At 61.8% G+C, this 14,780-nt stretch carries 19 protein-coding genes; 9 read left to right on the forward strand and 10 right to left on the reverse strand.

Annotated elements, in window-relative coordinates; all coding sequences use genetic code 11:
* Positions 1 to 29 precede the first annotated feature (29 nt).
* From AC0L8G_RS06545 to AC0L8G_RS06570, 6 genes are all read left to right on the forward strand, one after another.
* Entirely contained in the window at positions 30 to 248 is a 219-nt protein-coding gene (locus AC0L8G_RS06545) for a DUF2093 domain-containing protein (protein WP_473387820.1), read from the forward strand.
* A complete protein-coding gene (locus tag AC0L8G_RS06550) occupies positions 248 to 1,021 on the forward strand; it encodes a hypothetical protein (RefSeq protein ID WP_473388951.1) in 774 nt (257 codons plus the stop codon). Before AC0L8G_RS06545 ends, AC0L8G_RS06550 begins: the two co-directional genes overlap by 1 nt.
* On the forward strand, positions 966 to 1,280 hold the full coding sequence (locus AC0L8G_RS06555) for a M23 family metallopeptidase (RefSeq protein ID WP_473388817.1): 315 nt from the start codon (positions 966 to 968) through the stop codon (positions 1,278 to 1,280). Before AC0L8G_RS06550 ends, AC0L8G_RS06555 begins: the two co-directional genes overlap by 56 nt.
* A 129-nt stretch (positions 1,281 to 1,409) precedes the next feature.
* A complete protein-coding gene (locus AC0L8G_RS06560; RefSeq protein ID WP_473387821.1) occupies positions 1,410 to 1,601 on the forward strand; it encodes a (2Fe-2S)-binding protein in 192 nt (63 codons plus the stop codon).
* 134 nt (positions 1,602 to 1,735) lie between these two features.
* Positions 1,736 to 2,212, forward strand: coding sequence for a bacterioferritin (gene bfr, locus AC0L8G_RS06565; RefSeq protein WP_473387823.1), 477 nt, complete (start codon positions 1,736 to 1,738; stop codon positions 2,210 to 2,212).
* Positions 2,212 to 2,541, forward strand: a complete 330-nt coding sequence (locus AC0L8G_RS06570) for a Kazal-type serine protease inhibitor domain-containing protein (RefSeq protein WP_473387824.1) — start codon at positions 2,212 to 2,214, stop codon at positions 2,539 to 2,541. The genes bfr and AC0L8G_RS06570 overlap by 1 nt, the downstream gene beginning before the upstream one ends.
* A 152-nt stretch (positions 2,542 to 2,693) precedes the next feature.
* On the opposite strand, the gene AC0L8G_RS06575 is transcribed toward AC0L8G_RS06570, so the two are convergent.
* From AC0L8G_RS06575 to AC0L8G_RS06590, 4 genes are read right to left on the reverse strand one after another with little or no spacing between them, the layout of a single operon-like run.
* Positions 2,694 to 3,644 carry a lysophospholipid acyltransferase family protein gene (locus AC0L8G_RS06575; RefSeq protein WP_473387826.1) on the reverse strand — a complete coding sequence of 317 codons (951 nt, stop codon included), beginning with the start codon at positions 3,642 to 3,644 and terminating at the stop codon, positions 2,694 to 2,696.
* Complete coding sequence (lpxK, locus tag AC0L8G_RS06580) at positions 3,637 to 4,653, reverse strand: tetraacyldisaccharide 4'-kinase (protein WP_473387827.1); 1,017 nt, start codon at positions 4,651 to 4,653, stop codon at positions 3,637 to 3,639. The genes AC0L8G_RS06575 and lpxK overlap by 8 nt, the downstream gene beginning before the upstream one ends.
* On the reverse strand, positions 4,650 to 5,966 hold the full coding sequence (locus AC0L8G_RS06585) for a 3-deoxy-D-manno-octulosonic acid transferase (RefSeq protein ID WP_473387828.1): 1,317 nt from the start codon (positions 5,964 to 5,966) through the stop codon (positions 4,650 to 4,652). The genes lpxK and AC0L8G_RS06585 overlap by 4 nt, the downstream gene beginning before the upstream one ends.
* Before the next feature lie 10 nt (positions 5,967 to 5,976).
* The gene (locus tag AC0L8G_RS06590) at positions 5,977 to 6,714 is read right to left on the reverse strand and encodes a lysophospholipid acyltransferase family protein (protein ID WP_473387830.1); all 738 of its coding nucleotides are present in this window, start codon (positions 6,712 to 6,714) and stop codon (positions 5,977 to 5,979) included.
* A gap of 95 nt (positions 6,715 to 6,809) precedes the next feature.
* Here AC0L8G_RS06590 and AC0L8G_RS06595 point away from each other — a divergent pair, with 95 nt between their 5' ends.
* The gene (locus tag AC0L8G_RS06595) at positions 6,810 to 8,594 is read left to right on the forward strand and encodes an ABC transporter ATP-binding protein (protein ID WP_473387831.1); all 1,785 of its coding nucleotides are present in this window, start codon (positions 6,810 to 6,812) and stop codon (positions 8,592 to 8,594) included.
* Between the two features lie 194 nt (positions 8,595 to 8,788).
* On the opposite strand, the gene AC0L8G_RS06600 is transcribed toward AC0L8G_RS06595, so the two are convergent.
* Genes AC0L8G_RS06600 through AC0L8G_RS06615 form a run of 4 tightly spaced genes read right to left on the reverse strand, consistent with a single transcriptional unit; the run spans position 8,789 to position 11,640 of the window.
* Positions 8,789 to 9,484: a fused DSP-PTPase phosphatase/NAD kinase-like protein gene (locus tag AC0L8G_RS06600; RefSeq protein ID WP_473387833.1), complete on the reverse strand. Its 696-nt coding sequence runs from the start codon at positions 9,482 to 9,484 to the stop codon at positions 8,789 to 8,791.
* A 30-nt stretch (positions 9,485 to 9,514) separates the two neighbouring features.
* Complete coding sequence (locus tag AC0L8G_RS06605) at positions 9,515 to 10,030, reverse strand: hypothetical protein (protein ID WP_473387834.1); 516 nt, start codon at positions 10,028 to 10,030, stop codon at positions 9,515 to 9,517.
* 9 nt (positions 10,031 to 10,039) lie between these two features.
* The gene (locus AC0L8G_RS06610) at positions 10,040 to 10,276 is read right to left on the reverse strand and encodes a DUF4170 domain-containing protein (protein WP_473387835.1); all 237 of its coding nucleotides are present in this window, start codon (positions 10,274 to 10,276) and stop codon (positions 10,040 to 10,042) included.
* Positions 10,277 to 10,296: 20 nt separating this feature from the next.
* The gene (locus AC0L8G_RS06615; RefSeq protein WP_473387837.1) at positions 10,297 to 11,640 is read right to left on the reverse strand and encodes a TldD/PmbA family protein; all 1,344 of its coding nucleotides are present in this window, start codon (positions 11,638 to 11,640) and stop codon (positions 10,297 to 10,299) included.
* Between the two features lie 71 nt (positions 11,641 to 11,711).
* Here AC0L8G_RS06615 and AC0L8G_RS06620 point away from each other — a divergent pair, with 71 nt between their 5' ends.
* Positions 11,712 to 12,563 (forward strand): YwqG family protein, encoded by an 852-nt coding sequence (locus AC0L8G_RS06620; RefSeq protein ID WP_473387839.1) that lies wholly within the window; start codon positions 11,712 to 11,714, stop codon positions 12,561 to 12,563.
* Here the strand turns inward: AC0L8G_RS06620 and AC0L8G_RS06625 are convergent.
* Together AC0L8G_RS06625 and AC0L8G_RS06630 are read right to left on the reverse strand one after the other, a co-directional pair.
* Complete coding sequence (locus AC0L8G_RS06625; RefSeq protein ID WP_473387841.1) at positions 12,560 to 13,201, reverse strand: glutathione S-transferase family protein; 642 nt, start codon at positions 13,199 to 13,201, stop codon at positions 12,560 to 12,562. The genes AC0L8G_RS06620 and AC0L8G_RS06625 overlap by 4 nt on opposite strands.
* Before the next feature lie 3 nt (positions 13,202 to 13,204).
* Positions 13,205 to 13,918 carry a glutamine amidotransferase-related protein gene (locus AC0L8G_RS06630; RefSeq protein ID WP_473387843.1) on the reverse strand — a complete coding sequence of 238 codons (714 nt, stop codon included), beginning with the start codon at positions 13,916 to 13,918 and terminating at the stop codon, positions 13,205 to 13,207.
* 85 nt (positions 13,919 to 14,003) lie between these two features.
* Between AC0L8G_RS06630 and AC0L8G_RS06635 the strand changes: the two genes are divergently transcribed.
* The gene (locus tag AC0L8G_RS06635) at positions 14,004 to 14,780 is read left to right on the forward strand and encodes an enoyl-CoA hydratase (RefSeq protein ID WP_473387845.1); all 777 of its coding nucleotides are present in this window, start codon (positions 14,004 to 14,006) and stop codon (positions 14,778 to 14,780) included.

The raw sequence follows: 14,780 nt of genomic DNA on the forward strand, positions 1-14,780 counted from the left end.
CGTCAGAAATCGAAAGGCTCCGCGCGCAAGTGAACTCGTTTGACTCCTTTGGCCCCGAAGATGAGGCGGTCCTCGATTATGACGACGCTGAATTTCATATGGTGAAGCCTGGCGCGTTTGTGATTTGCGCGGTGACGGGCGTGCGCATTCCGTTAAAGGCGCTGCGCTATTGGAATGTGGACAAGCAGGAGCCTTATGCCGACGCCGCCGCGTCGATGATTGGTTTCGGTCTGAAGGGGAACGACTGATGAAACTCGCATATGCCGCGTTGATGATCGCCGCATTCGCCTCGCCGCTGATGGCGGAGGAGCTGAAAAACACCGATCAGGCTGAAGAAGCAGAAAACCTATTGCCGCCGGCGGGCGCGAAAGTCGGCAATGTGGACGCCGACAATGGCAAGGATTCGCTGGCGCGCCGCGCCAATTTCGCCGAAGCGATGAACGATGTGGCCGAGCGTCAGAAAGTCTTCGCCGGCGAGCCGGAGAAATTTTCGCTCAACGGCTCTTTCGCCCAGGGCGGCATCCTGTTCGGCCAGACCGAAGCGGGCGCGAAAGTCACCCTCGACGGCGATGAGGTGATGGTCGATCACGAGGGCCGCTTCCTGCTGGGTTTTGGCCGCGACAGCGCGCCGACGGCGCTGGTTGTCGTCACCCTGCCGGATGGCGAGGTTGAACGCCGCGCGATTAACATCGAAGACCGCGAATTCCCGGTGCAGCGCATTGACGGGCTCGACCAGTCGAAAGTCTCCGGGTTCACCGAAGAACAGCTCGCCAAGATCGCTGTCGATTCTGAAACTGAAAAAAGACGCCCGCGAGAAAACCCAGGATATCGCCGACTGGTCGGTTGGTTTCGACTGGCCGCTGCAAGGCCGGATTTCCGGCGTTTTCGGTTCCCAGCGCATTCTCAATGGGGAGCCGAAGCGTCCGCATTCCGGTCTCGATATCGCGGCGCCGTCAGGCACGGCGATCTGCGCGCCGGCGCCGGGGATCGTTCGGCTGGCCGAGGGCGACATGTATTTTGAGGGCGGGCTGGTCCTGCTTGATCACGGCCACTGGCTCGAAAGCGCCTTCCTGCATATGTCCCGGGTCGATGTGACGCCGGGCCAGCGCGTGGAAAAAGGCGATGTGATCGGCGCGGTGGGGGCCACGGGCCGGGCCACAGGCCCGCATCTCCATTGGAGCCTCAAATGGAAAGGCCGTCTGGTCGATCCGCAATTGACCCTCGACCCCTTCGTCCCGGTCCACGCCGCGGCGTCCTCCGGGGATAAGGGCGGCGAATAGCGCTGAAAATCGGGGCGGAAAGCCGCCGATTTAAAGCTTTTGTAATTGACAATCATTATTAACTGACCCATCTTATTGAGAGCCGGTCGCAACTTGGTGCGTCGGCCTTTGGGATCAGAGCCGCCGTCCATGTATGTGTGCATCTGCAACGCGCTGAAAGACCGGGAACTCGCCGCCGCCGCCGATGATGCGCGCAGCGTGGCGGAGGTTTTTCGTCGTTGCGGCCGTCGTCCCCAATGCGGCAAGTGCTTGCCTGACGTGGCGCAGATCATCGAAGATGGTCGCGATCAAGGCGCCGCCGTCAAACTCGCCGCCGAATAAATCTGCAATTGAGAGTCGCTTGCGCGTTGCGCGCATTTTTCTGCGCAAGTGATAGTCGCTTGCAAAGATAGCGCTTTAACGCAGCGCGTGAATCACTATCCTCCTGAAAAACAAATCAACAGGAGAGTGTATTCGTGAAGGGCGACCAAAAGGTCATCGACTATCTCAACAAGGCGTTGCGGTTGGAGCTTACCACCGTCAACCAGTATTTCCTGCATGCGCGCATGTTCAAGAACTGGGGCTTCGAGCGGCTCGCCAAAGTTGAGTATGACGAATCCATCGACGAAATGAAGCATGCGGACGAATTGATCGAACGCATCCTGTTTCTCGAAGGCCTGCCGAATGTGCAGGATCTCGACAAGGTCTATATCGGCGAGAATGTCCGTGAAGCGCTTGAATGCGATCTGCGCGCCGAACAGCGCGCCCATCCGCTCTACAAGGAAGCGATCGCCTATTTCGAGACCGTGAAGGACTATGTGAGCCGGGCGCTGCTGGTGAAGATCCTCGAGTCCGAAGAAGAGCATATCGACCATCTCGAAACCCAGCTTGAGCTGATGGATAAGGTCGGCGAGCAGAATTACCTGCAATCGCAAATGAAGACCGAAGACTGATGCTGCGCGCGCTCGCTTTGCTGCTTTTCCTCGTCGCCGCTTGTGCGACGGCGGAGAGCGGCGGCGAAATCGGCCCCGGCGAAACCGGCGGCATGTGCGGCGGTTTAGCCGGTTTCCAGTGTGAGGGTGAAGGCGATTATTGCGCCATGGCGCCGGGCGTGTGTTACGAAATCGCCGATGGCGCCGGGGTTTGCAAACCACGCCCGCAAGTCTGCACCCGTGAATATCGTCCCGCTTGCGGCTGTGACGGCGCCACCTATCCGAGCGCCTGCAGCGCGGCGGCTGCGGGCGTTAGCGTCGCCTATGAAGGCGCCTGCGTCACCGGTTAGGCCATTTCGGAAGTCGGTTGGCTTGCAGAGCCTTCATCCTGAGGAACAAAAATTTCTTCGCCCTTCGAGATGGTCTTACGACCTCCTCAGGATGAAGAAATTTTTGTGTCTCGAAGGGTCGAAGGCGTGACCCAATAATGGATGATATAACTCTAACCCTCGTCCTTCGGCCATCTGCGGTGGAACCACAGCCACTGGCCCGGTTGGGCGCGAATATCCGCTTCCAGCGCTTCATTCATTTTCATTGTCAGCGCTTCCACATCGTGGTGATCGTCGCCGGTCGGCGTGAAGGCGATCGGGTCATGCACCTTAAAGCTGAAATGCGCGCCTTTCTTGCGGGTGATGCTGACATGAATCAATGGCGCGCCATATTTCAATGACAAGCGCGCGGCGGCGGGCGCGGTCATGGCGGGGATGCCCATAAAGGGAACCGAGATTCCGCTATTGAGCTTCTGGTCAACCAGCAAGGCGAGGGAGCAGTTCTGTTTCAACAGCTCTACCAGCATGCGGCCGCCGCGCTTTCCCTTCGGAACCAGCCGTCGCGACATCACTTTCGCGCGCTGCTTGATGATCCATTCATCCGTCAGCGGATTATTCGCCGCGCGATAGACAATGCCGAGATCATAGCCGGCGCGCGCGAGAACGGAGGGGCCGACCTCCCAATTGGCGAAATGGGCTGAAAATAGAATCACCGGCTCGGGCCGCGCGACAAGCGCGTCGAATCTTTCCCGGTCGATCATCTCGATCCGGACATTGGTCTCGAAGTCGGCGAGGGTTTCGAGATGCACGAATTCCGCCCCGGTGCGCGCGATGTTTTCCCAGGCGTCTTTGGTGACGGCGCGGATTTTTTCCCGCGGCCAGTCGGGAAAGGCGCGCGCGAGATTGTCTTCGGCGCGGCGCGACGAGGGCCGGATCAGCGGCCCGATATGGCGCATCGTCGTCCCGGCGATGGCGGAAGCGGCGTCAACGCCCACCAACTTGAAAAATCCGGTCAGGGCGATGACCAGCGCCAGCTCCAGCCGGTGCATAAGCGTGATCGGCCGGTCGCGCCGCGCGGGCAGGGCGGTCTCCTCGTGATCGCTTTTGATTTGCGCGTCACTCATCGCGCGCCTCTTCCCGCGTAAAGCTTTGAGCCGCAGCGACAAGGCGCGCTTTCAAAGCGGGCGCATCATTCACTTGCATGGCGACCGGCAGCACCAGCACCTCATCGCGAAAGGCCTCGGGCAAGCGCACAAAGTCTTTTTCGGTGCAGATCAGTTTCGCCTTTTGCTTTGCGGCGTCTTTTTCCAGCACCCGCAATTCGGTCTCGGTGAAGGGGTGATGATCGGGAAAGGAAATGCGCCGCAACAAGGTGAAGCCGTTTCGCTCCAGCGTGTCAAAAAATTTATCCGGCGCGCCGATCCCGGCGAAAGCGATGACCCGTTCCGGCGCCGGCGCGTTCACTGGCTCCAGCCAGGCGTGAAAATCCGTATCCGGCGATGGCGCGCTGCTGATCGCGACAGTGATGTGGGCGCGGGCTTTTGCTTCTTCCGCGCGTTCGCGATAAGGCCCCGCCGGAAACAAGGCGCCATTGGAGCGGGATTCGTTTTCGCCAATCAGCAGGATCGACAGGTCCTTGGCGAGGGTCGGGTTTTGAAAACCGTCATCCATGATGATCGCCTGCGCGCCGGTCTTTTCCGCGAGGGCCGCGCCTGCGGGACGATCACGGGCGACAATCACCTGCCCATGGCGCGCCAGCAGCAAGGCTTCATCGCCCACATCATAAGCGTCATGGGTGTTTGCATCGATGATGACCGGCCCGGCCATCGCGCCGCCATAGCCACGCGTCAGGAAGGCCGGCGTGACGCCCGCTTCGCGCAGCAGGGTCGCGGCAAGAATAGCGAAGGGCGTTTTGCCCGCGCCGCCCAATGTCGCATTGCCGATGCAGATGACGGGCAGCTTCGCCTTTGCGGGCGTCGTCAACGAGCAGCGCAGGCGATGGCCGGCCTGATATAAAAGCGCGGCGGGCGTCAGCAAGGCGGTGATTGCGCGCGCCGTCGCCGTGTCTGCACGCCAGAACCAGGGCTCGCGCATCATGCGCCCGGTCAAGCCCCCGTTCAGGCCCCCGTTCATGCCCCCAGCCCTGCCGACGCCACGCTCTTTTCAAGCAGCGGATCAAGCGCCCCGACGACCTCGCCGAGAATGCGTTCGGCGCCGTCTTCTGCGGCGCGCTGCGCGGCGCGGGTCATGGCGTCGCGGGTCTTGGCGTCGGCGAATAAGCGGCGCACGGCGGATGCGATTTCGCGCTCATTGCGGATCAGGGCGGCGCCGCCGGTCTTGCGCATTTCCGTATAGGTCTCGACGAAATTGAAAATATGCGGCCCGTGCAGGATGGCGGCGCCGAGGCGCGCCGGCTCCAGCGGATTGTGACCGCCTTTGTCGACAAGGCTGCCGCCGACAAAACTCACATCGCAAAGCCGGTAGAACAGGCCGAGTTCGCCCAGCGTGTCGGCGATATAAACATCCGTGTCCGGCCCAACCGGCTGCGCCGCCGAGCGCGCGGCGCAGGTGATGTTGCGGCTTTCGCATAGCGCGCTGATTTCCGCGCCGCGCGTCGGGTGCCTTGGCGCAATGATGGTGAGAAGATGCGGGAACTCGCCCTTCAACAGTTTCGCCGCGGCGAGCACGGGCTCTTCCTCGCCGGGATGGGTGCTGGCCGCGAGCCATAAAGGGCGCGGACCGATTTCGGTTTTGAGCGCGGCGAGCGCAGCCTCATCGCCGGGCAGCGCCGGCGCGGCGTATTTCAGATTGCCGAAGGTTTCAACGCTGCGGCCTGACAGGGTGGAAAGCCGCTGCGCATTTTGCGGGTCCTGCGCGATGATGACGTCGAAGGAGGACAGGATGAATTTGATCGCGTTGGGCTGGCGCTTCCAGTCTTCGAAGGAGCGCGGGGAGACGCGGCCATTGACCAGCGCCATGAAGCGGGTTTTCGCCCGCGCGCCGAGCACCAGATTGGGCCAGAATTCCGATTCAACGAATAGCGCCGCATCGGGTTTCCAGTGATCGAGAAACGCCGCGACATAGTCGGGATGGTCCAGGGGAATGAACTGGTGAAAGGCGCCGTCGGGCAGGCGCTCTTCCATTAATCTCGCCGATGTCACCGTGCCGGTGGTGACCAGAAAAGAACAATCGGGATGCGCCGCCTTGAGCCGCGCCACCAGCGGAATCACCGACAGCGATTCGCCGACGCTGGCGCCGTGGATCCAGACCAGATTTCCTTCCGGCCGCGCCTTGCTCGCAACGCCGCGGCGTTCGTCAATGCGCGAGGGGTCTTCCTTGCCGGCCTTGAGGCGCCGTTGCAGCGCCATTGACGCCACCGGCGCGCCGGCGCGGCTTACCGTGCGGTAGATTTTAAGGCCCAGCGGTTCGCGCGAAACTACGGTCATCTGGCGGCGATCAGTCCTCTTGCGCGGTTGGCTGGACGGCGGATTGCGGCTCGGTGCGCCCTGCACGGGCGTCGGCGTCTCGGGTTACGGTTTTGAGCGCCGTTTCAAGCTCCGCCCGCAAGCCTTCGCGGGTTTCCGCGTCGGCGTCTTCGGGAACATAAATCGGCGCGCCGGCGACGTAATAGCCTTTTGAAAAGGGCGCGGCCAGCAGGAACCGGTCCCAGGTGGAAAGCTGCTTGCCCCGGCTTGCGGAATAGGCGGCGGGAATGATCGGGGCGCCGCTCATCTGGGCGAGGCGGATGACTCCGGGCTTGGCCCGCTCGCCGGGGCCGCGCGGCCCGTCCGGGGTGAAGCCGATGACCGAACCTTCCTCCAGCGCGGCGAGCATCTGCGCGATCGCCGAGGCGCCGCTTTTATTTTTGCCGGGTTTGTCGGGATTGGCGGCTGAGCCGCGAATGAAGCGCACGCCGAAGCCGGAGACGCCCTTGGCGATGATCTCGCCGTCGCGATGGGCGGAAATCAGCATATAGACCGGCCGCTCGGTTTCGCGCCGCACCGTGGCCGCCATCAGCAGCCGCCCATGCCAGAAAGCGAGGATGACGCCCTTGCCGCCCTTCGCCGCCGTGTCGAAATGTTCAAAGCCGGACATGGTCCAGCGCGACGTCCCATAAACGAGGCGGATATAAAGGCCGATCAGCGCGCTGACGGCGCGCAGGACAATCGGGCTTTTGAGCAGGCGTTTCAGCATCTATCCGAGTTCGGTGAATTCCCCCGGATGGTCAATAGCTTGCGTCAATCGGCGGCGCTCGCGACAATGCCCGGCGATGATCAAGGGAGCCGAATGTGGCTGAGAATACGCCTGAAAAATCCGCGCCTGAAGCGCCCGACACCTCGAGCCGCCAACTCGCCAAGCGGCTCTGGCGGGGCTATCTGGCGCGCTATTGGCCGGGGCTCGCCTTGGCCTTTATCGCCATGGCGGTCTATTCGGCGGCGCAGGCGGGCTTTGCGCTCTCCGTGAAATGGATTTTCGCCGGCCTTGCGGGCGAGGAAGGCGGGCCGTCGCTCGCCGCGGTCGGCGCTTTGGCGCCTTTTGTCATTATGGCGCTGGCGGCGGTTTATGCGGCGAGCCTTTATCTCAGCACGCGGCTGACCGCGAAGGTTTCGCTCTCGGCCTTGCGCGACATGCAGAACGACATGTTCGACAAAATGACCGCCCTCGATTTCGCGCAATTGCGCGGCGAGGTGTCGGGGCAGTTCATGGCGCGCTTCACCAATGATGTGACGGTGCTGCGCGAGACGCTGACCCGCGCCGCCAAGGGCGTGCGCGATGCGGTGACATTCGCAGGGCTCTGCGCGGTGATGATTTATTACGATGTGATCCTCTTCGCGGTGGTCATCGCGATCTATGCGGTGGTCGGCATCGTCGTCGCGCGCATAGGCAAGCTGCTGCGCAAATCCTCGCGCGAGGCGCAGGAACAGGCGGGCGATCTGACCGCGCTGATCGGCGAAAGCGTTGCCGGCGCGCGCATGGTCAAAACCTATCAGATTGAGCCTTTGGAACGCGCGCGGGCGAGCATGGCGTTTGACGATCGCCTCGCGGTGCTGCTCAGGATGGCTTACACGCGCGCCCTGAACGAGCCGGTGATTTTCATCGCCGGCGCGGCGGCGATCGCGCTGATCATCGCTGTGGTCGCTTCGCGCATCGGCTCTGGGGCAACGACATTTTCCGAATTCACCGGTTTTCTGACGGCGCTGGTCATGCTGTCGCAACCGGGGCGGGGCCTCGGCACGTTGAATGCGGTGGTGCAGGAAGGTTTCGGCGCGTATGAGCGCATACTGTCGCTGATCGATGCGAGCCCGTCGGTCAGGAATGCGCCGGACGCCTTCGATCTGCCGCCCGGTCCCGGCGCGATCCGATTTGAAAATGTGTCTTTTGCTTATGGCGATGGATCGAATGCGGTGGAGGGCGTGACGCTCGACATACCCGCCGGGAAAATGGTGGCGCTGGTCGGCGCTTCGGGCGCGGGCAAGTCGACGCTGATGAATTTGCTGCCGCGTCTCTATGAACCCACAGCGGGCCGCATTCTCATCGACGGCGAAGACATTACGAGCGTAACCATGCGCAGTTTGCGCGCGCGCATGGCGCTGGTCAGCCAGGAGGCGATTCTCTTCAATATGTCGGCGATGGAAAACATCGCTTTCGGCATGCCGGGCGCGTCGCGGGCGGAGATTATTCGCGCGGCGGAGAATGCCGCGGCGAATGACTTCATCGCGCAATTGCCCAACGCCTATGATGCGCCCTTGGGCGAGGGCGGCGCCAATCTCTCCGGCGGTCAGCGCCAGCGCGTGGCGCTGGCCCGCGCGTTCCTTAAAGACGCGCCGATCCTGTTGCTCGATGAAGCGACCTCGGCGCTGGATGCGGAATCAGAGGCGAAAATTCAGGACGCCTTAAAGCGCCTCACCGCCGGGCGCACGACGCTGGTCATCGCCCATCGCCTTTCAACGGTAAAAGACGCGGGCATGATCGTGGTGATGGATCAGGGCCGGGTGGTCGAGACCGGAACCCATGACGAACTGGTCGCGCGGCAGGGCGCTTATGCGCGGCAGGCGGCGTTGCAGTTGGTTTGAGGCGCCAGACGAAAATCCGCATCACCTCTTCATCCTGAGGAGCTAAAATCCTTCGCCCTTCGAGACGGCGCTATCGCGCCTCCTCAGGATGAAGGATTTTAGCGTCTCGAAGGACGGTGATGCGGATTTAGCGCCTAACCTTTTAGTCTGGGGGTCGGGCCTTGCCGGTCCAGGATGACAATAGCCAGGGAGGCCTACTCCCGCCGCAGGATCACTTCGGTCAGTAAGTCGCCCCAGCCTTTTGAGCGGAACGAGGTTTTCAATTCGTCCGGGTCATACGCTTCATCCACCCAACGAAAAAATCCGTCCACGTCGGAAAGGGAAATTCCTTTTTCCTTCGCGTAAGCCATATAGCGCGCGAATGCGGCGTCGATGACGCCGGTCTTGCCGGCTTTCACATGGCCGTATTTGAAGGAGAGCTGGTCCAGCGCCTGATCGAGGGGAACACCCTCGTGAAAGAACAGGAACAGCGACGACATCAGCCCGACCCGGTCCGCGCCGGATTTGCAATGCATGATCGCGGGATAGGTGATTTCATCGAACAGCTTGCGCGCGCCGTGCAAAATTTCTTTTGATGGCGCCTCGCGGGAATAGACGCGAAAATTGATCAGCTTCAGGCCCAACCGCTTGCAGGCTTCTTCTTCAAGAAACAATTGCCCGCTGGGTTTGGGCCCGCGCAGATTGATGACGGTTTTGACGCCCTTCGCCGCCCAGCGGTCGAGATGCTTTGGCGAAGGCTGATAGGTGCGCCACATCTTCCCCGGCGCGAGCTCGTGGGAATTGTCATAGATCACGCGCAGAAATCCGTGATCGCCAAGCATCAGCGCGCGCCACGCCCGGTTTCGCCCGGCGGGCGTGTCGAAATCTTCGCGGGTCAATGGATCTGACATGCCCGCCTCATAGCATGATTGGCGCGGGCGTCACGCAAGCTGAATGTTGCGTGCGCGGGCGCGCACCGATGCGGCGGGATCGTCCTTCGCCTTGGCCAGCGCCTTTTTCGCCGCCGCCGCGCATTGCGTGTCCAATGGCGCGAGGGCGCAGAGCGCATCGACCGACCAGGCGCGCAGAAATGGGCGTTTGTGATCCAGCAGGGCGCCCAGCCATGGCGCGAGTGTTTTGACGTGCGCCGGCGTCAGGGAAAGGCGCCCGATGATCTGGCAGAGATGGAGTTGCGCCGCCCAGCCGGTGACGCAGGGGCAAGCGGCGACCAGCGCGTCCACGCGCTTCGCGCTCAAGGCGCCGCCATCGTCAAGATGAGCCTTGATCATCCATGTGGCGCCGTTCGAGATCGTTGCGGCTTCATCGCCGCAAAGCGCGATCAATGCATCGAGAAAATTTTTCTCGCCCGCATGTCTCGCCGCGATTTCCGAAAGCATCGACACCGCCTTGCCGTCATAGTCGGTGAGTTCGGCCTTCAGCTTGTCGTGCGCGCTCATGCGAGGCGTTTAGAATTTTCCGTCGCCGTCGGGATCGAGCAGCTTGTGCATATGGACGATGAAATACCGCATATGCGCATTGTCGACAGTCTGTTGCGCCTTGGCGCGCCAGGCTTTTTCCGCTGATGCGTAATCAGGGAAGACGCCGACAAGGTCGAGTTTCGACAGGTCGCGGAAATGCACTTCTTCAAGATTGTCCAGCTCGCCGCCGAACACGAAATGCAGCAATTGTTTTTCCTCGGTCATGGATAGCTCCGTTCGAAAGATCAGTCGCCCGCAATGGTCATCGCCGGAACGAGCACGCTCGGCGCATTGGTTGACCCGCGGATTTCAAGGTCGTTTGCGGGAACCAGACCCGCATACATGTCGAGTATGTTTCCGGCGATGGTGATTTCGCTCACCGGATAGGCGATGGCGCCGTTCTCGACCCAAAAGCCGGAGCAACCGACGGAATAATCGCCATTATTGGGGTTCACCTGCGGGCCGAACATATCGGTGAGGAGCAGGCAGTCCTTGGCGTCGCGCAGCAGATCGTCAAAGCTCGCCGACCCGGCCTCAAGCGTCAGATTGGTCGAGCCCGAGCCCGGCGCGTCGCCGGCGCCGCGTGTGGCGCGTCCATTGGTTTCCAGTTCGAGCTGCTTTGCCTGCGCAGAGTTCAGCAGCCAGGCGGTGAGAACGCCGTTCTTGATCAGATCGATGCGCGCATTGACGACGCCTTCGCCGTCAAAGGGACGCGAGCCCGCGCCGCGCGGCACATGCGGATCATCGGTGATGTTGATCCCGGCGGCGAAGATCTGCTCGCCCATTTTGTCTTTCAGAAAGCTGACGCCGCGCGTAATCGCGCCGCCATTCACGGCGCCCGCCAACTGGCTGACTAGGGAGCGCGACAGGCGATTGTCAAAGATCACCGGCGCGGTCTGGCTTTTCATTTTCTTCGGGCTGAGGCGGCGCACGGTGCGCTCGCCAGCGCTGCGGCCGATTTCGGCGGCGCTTTTCAGCTCGTCAATATGGGTTTTGGAATCATAGTCGTAATCGGTCTCCATGCCGTTCTCGTCCTGGCCGACAACGCTGACCGAGACGGAATGGTTGGAGCCGCCGGACTGGCCGAAAAAGCCGTGGCTGGTCATCAGCCATTTATAGCCCTCGCCATAGCCGGCGCCGGCGCCGGAGGAATTGACGATGCCTTTGACGGCGAGTGCTGCTTCCTCGCATTCGCCGGCGCGGGTTTTCAGCGCGTCGGTAGAGGGCTCTGCGAAATCGCCGAGATCAAGCTCGGGGAAGGGCGCATGCGCAAGCCGTTCCGCAGGGGCGAGCCCGCAATAGGGATCTTCCGGCGCAGCCTTGGCCATGGCGGTGCAACGCTCGGCCAGTTCTTTCAGGGCGGCGGGCGAGTGATCGGTGGTCGAGACCGAAGCCTGACGCTGGCCCACCAGCACGCGCAGGCCTAGATCGGCCGCCTCGGACCGCTCGACATCCTCGAGCTTGCCCATGCGCCAGGAAACGCCGCTGGAAACAGAGTGATAGAGGACCGCATCCGCGGCCTCGGCCCCCGCCGCTTTTGCGTCGGCGATCAGGCGTTCAAGAATGGCTTGGGCTTCAGGTGTTTGCATCAGCGAGGGGATAAAAGGTATGGGCGAGCTTCGCAACCGTGGATTTTCGCGGCTTTCGGGAAGGGGATTTCATGAATATTTTCACGCGACTGATGGAAAAACTGTCTGGCAAAGCGGGCGGTTTGGGCGGCGGGCGGCGGCGCGGTCCGACGCGGGTTTCCATCGAAGAGCTGAAGCAGGCCATCCTCGCCGACCCTAAGCCGATTGTCTCCTGTTCGCCGCAGGAGGGTTCAGCCTCCGGCGCGGCGTCCGCCAGCCGGTTCGGCGGCGGCCCCGCCTGGCCGGCCGGTGAGCCGGCGCTTCTCGGCAAAAACGGCCGTCCGATGATCTTCCTTCTCCAGATCAATTTTGCGGAGGCGCCCGCGCTTGAAGGGTTTCCAGATACAGGCCTGCTCCAGTTTTTTGTTGAAGACGACGATGTGAATGGCTGTGAATTTCCGTCCAAGACTGGCGAAGGCTTCGCCGTGATCTATCGCGAAAACACCGACGGCCTTGTCCTGTGCGATCAATATCAGGCGGGGCTGCCGGAATTTTCGCCGATCCTCAATGAGAGCGTCATGAGGGACGGGCGGGATCTGCGCTTTGAGACGGGGAACATGTATCCGACCGGCGCCACCATCGCTGCGGAACTCTATGCCGATGCGGTCAGCCATGGCGGCGACACGACGGAGCTCAACAAGTTTTACGATTGGCTGGACGACCTTCCCAGCGCAGCGATTTATATGGGGGGCCATCCGAAATTCACCCAAAGCGACATTCGAGAACACAGCCGCTGGGCCGATTACGATACCGTGTTGTTACAGATCGGCTGGACCGACGACATCATGTGGGGCGATGCGGGCGAGGCGTGTTTCCTCATCCGCAAAGAAGACCTCAACGCGCGGCGTTTCGAAAACGCCATTTATCACTGGGACTGCTGCTAACCCGCCGCCAACTCCGCCTTCGCGCCGTCGATCCATTTTTGCATCGCCGTCGTCGCCATCATCATGTCGCGATAGGCGCCCGCTTCCGGCGACAGATCGAGCGGCCCATAGGTGACAAAGCGCGACGCGACGGGCGCGAACATGGCGTCGGCGATGGAGAATTTTCCGAACAGGAAATCGCCTCCTGCGCCGAACTCTTTGCGGCACAGGCTCCAAAGGAAATCGACGCGTTCAATGTCGCGAGCGACGCCGGACTGGGTGGTGTGCTGCATGTCCTTGCGCGTGACCATCATCGGCCAGACGGCGCGCAGGGCTGAAAATCCCGAATGCATTTCCGCCGCGACCGAGCGGGCCATTGCGCGCGCTTTCGCATCCGCCGGCCAGAGCTGTTTATCGGGAAACCGCTCATTGAGATATTCCATGATGGCGAGCGAGTCCCAGATCTTGACGTCCCCGTGATTGAGATAGGGAACGAGGCCCGACGGAGATTTTTCCTTCAGGACACCGCGCGATTCCGGCCGGTCGAGCTTGATGTTTTCTTCCGTAAACGGAATGCCCGCCTGGGTCATCAGGAACCAGGGCCGCAAGGACCAGGAGGAAAGATTCTTGTCGCCTATGCCAAGAATGAAATCGCTCATGGCTTACCTTTCATGCTGCAGGAAGAAATTCGCGATCCACTGGCCCATCAATTCGCGGTCGCTGTGATTTTTATAGCTGGCGATGCCGGGATCGGCGCGATCGGCGGGGATGCGGCCCTTGCGGAAGCGCAGCAGGGTTTCGCCATAATCATGGGCGAATTCGGGATGCTGCTGGAAGGAGATCGCCGGGCCCTGCGCGAAGTCGAGCACGCCCATGGGGCAGAACTCCGAGCCGCCGAGAATGCGCGCGCCTTTGGGCAGTTCGGTCACCTGGTCCTGATGCGACACGGCGCAGGCGAGCCGGTTGGAAGGCGGGTTCATCCACTCGGCCTCGGCCGTGATCTTGTAGTCGTGAATGCCGACGCCCCAGCCCTTGTCGGATTTTTCCGCCTTGCCGCCCAGCGCCTGCGCCATCAGTTGGTGGCCGAAGCAGATGCCGACCTGCGGCTTGCCGGCTTTGGCGGTCTGGCGCACCAGCTCCGCGCAAGAATCGATCCAGTCATGACCGTCATAGACCCCGGTCGCGGAGCCGGTGATCAACAGCCCGTCAAACGTAGAGATCGCGGGCATTGGCGCGCCTTTTTCCGCCGCCACGGAAGAGTAGGAAAAGCGCGACGTATGGCGCGAAAGCAGCTGCTCAAACATGGTGGGGTAGTCGCCGAATTGTGATTTCAACGGCTCTGGCGGTTCGCCGGTCTCGAGAATGCAGATATGCATAAAGTGGCTTTCTGGCTGCTTCCTGTTCTTGATCCCGGCGCGCGCTTCGCGTCAAGTCGGGGAACTTTAAAAGGCGGATTTTTTGATGACGGATCATATCACGATCAAGCGCGATGGCGCTCTCCTGCGCCTCGGCTTCAACCGGCCGGAGAAAAAGAACGCCATCACCGCCGCCATGTATGCGGCGCTGGCGGACGGCCTCGCTGAAGCGGAACGCGACGATGCGATCCGGGCGGTAGTGTTTGAATCGCGCGGGGATATGTTCACCTCCGGCAATGACATCGCCGATTTTATGTCAGGCGCGGCGACGCCGTCGCCGGGTAATGAAAAGCCGCCGGTGATCCGCTTTCTGGAAGCCATCGCGACCGCTGAAAAACCGCTGATCGCAGCGGTGCAGGGACCGGCGGTGGGCGTCGGCGTCACCATGCTTTTCCATTGCGATCTGGTTTATGCGGCGGAGGGCGCGACCTTTCACACGCCTTTCGTCAATCTCGGCGTTGTGCCGGAAGCGGCGTCGAGCCTGTTGCTGCCGCAAATCGCCGGTCATCAGCGCGCAGCGGAGATGCTGATCCTCGGCAAGAAGATCGATGCGGCGCGGGCCCGCGAGCTTGGCTTCGTCAACGAAGTGGTCGCGGCGGATGCGCTGAGTGAGACAGCGCTGGCGACGGCGCAGGCGATTGCGGAAAAGGCGCCGACGGCGATGGCGCTGACCAAACGGCTGATGAAGGGCGACCGCGAAACCATTCTCGCGCGGATGCGCGAAGAGGGCGTGCATTTCGCGGCGCAGCTTCAGTCGGCGGAATTTCGCGAAGCCGGCATGGCCTTCATGCAAAAGCGCAAGCCGGATTTTTCTGGAAGCTGA

The organism is Hyphococcus sp. D3-15, from assembly GCF_055809375.1.

Bases quoted from the DNA above. Each gene is read 5' to 3' on its own strand.
- AC0L8G_RS06550 (WP_473388951.1), top strand. From the start codon at position 248: ATGAAACTCGCATATGCCGCGTTGATGATCGCCGCATTCGCCTCGCCG.
- AC0L8G_RS06560 (WP_473387821.1), top strand. From the start codon at position 1,410: ATGTATGTGTGCATCTGCAACGCGCTGAAAGACCGGGAACTCGCCGCC.
- AC0L8G_RS06570 (WP_473387824.1), top strand. From the start codon at position 2,212: ATGCTGCGCGCGCTCGCTTTGCTGCTTTTCCTCGTCGCCGCTTGTGCG.
- AC0L8G_RS06575 (WP_473387826.1), bottom strand. From the start codon at position 3,644: ATGAGTGACGCGCAAATCAAAAGCGATCACGAGGAGACCGCCCTGCCC.
- lpxK (WP_473387827.1), bottom strand. From the start codon at position 4,653: ATGAACGGGGGCCTGAACGGGGGCTTGACCGGGCGCATGATGCGCGAG.
- AC0L8G_RS06585 (WP_473387828.1), bottom strand. From the start codon at position 5,966: ATGACCGTAGTTTCGCGCGAACCGCTGGGCCTTAAAATCTACCGCACG.
- AC0L8G_RS06590 (WP_473387830.1), bottom strand. From the start codon at position 6,714: ATGCTGAAACGCCTGCTCAAAAGCCCGATTGTCCTGCGCGCCGTCAGC.
- AC0L8G_RS06600 (WP_473387833.1), bottom strand. From the start codon at position 9,484: ATGTCAGATCCATTGACCCGCGAAGATTTCGACACGCCCGCCGGGCGA.
- AC0L8G_RS06605 (WP_473387834.1), bottom strand. From the start codon at position 10,030: ATGAGCGCGCACGACAAGCTGAAGGCCGAACTCACCGACTATGACGGC.
- AC0L8G_RS06610 (WP_473387835.1), bottom strand. From the start codon at position 10,276: ATGACCGAGGAAAAACAATTGCTGCATTTCGTGTTCGGCGGCGAGCTG.
- AC0L8G_RS06615 (WP_473387837.1), bottom strand. From the start codon at position 11,640: ATGCAAACACCTGAAGCCCAAGCCATTCTTGAACGCCTGATCGCCGAC.
- AC0L8G_RS06620 (WP_473387839.1), top strand. From the start codon at position 11,712: ATGAATATTTTCACGCGACTGATGGAAAAACTGTCTGGCAAAGCGGGC.
- AC0L8G_RS06625 (WP_473387841.1), bottom strand. From the start codon at position 13,201: ATGAGCGATTTCATTCTTGGCATAGGCGACAAGAATCTTTCCTCCTGG.
- AC0L8G_RS06630 (WP_473387843.1), bottom strand. From the start codon at position 13,918: ATGCATATCTGCATTCTCGAGACCGGCGAACCGCCAGAGCCGTTGAAA.
- AC0L8G_RS06635 (WP_473387845.1), top strand. From the start codon at position 14,004: ATGACGGATCATATCACGATCAAGCGCGATGGCGCTCTCCTGCGCCTC.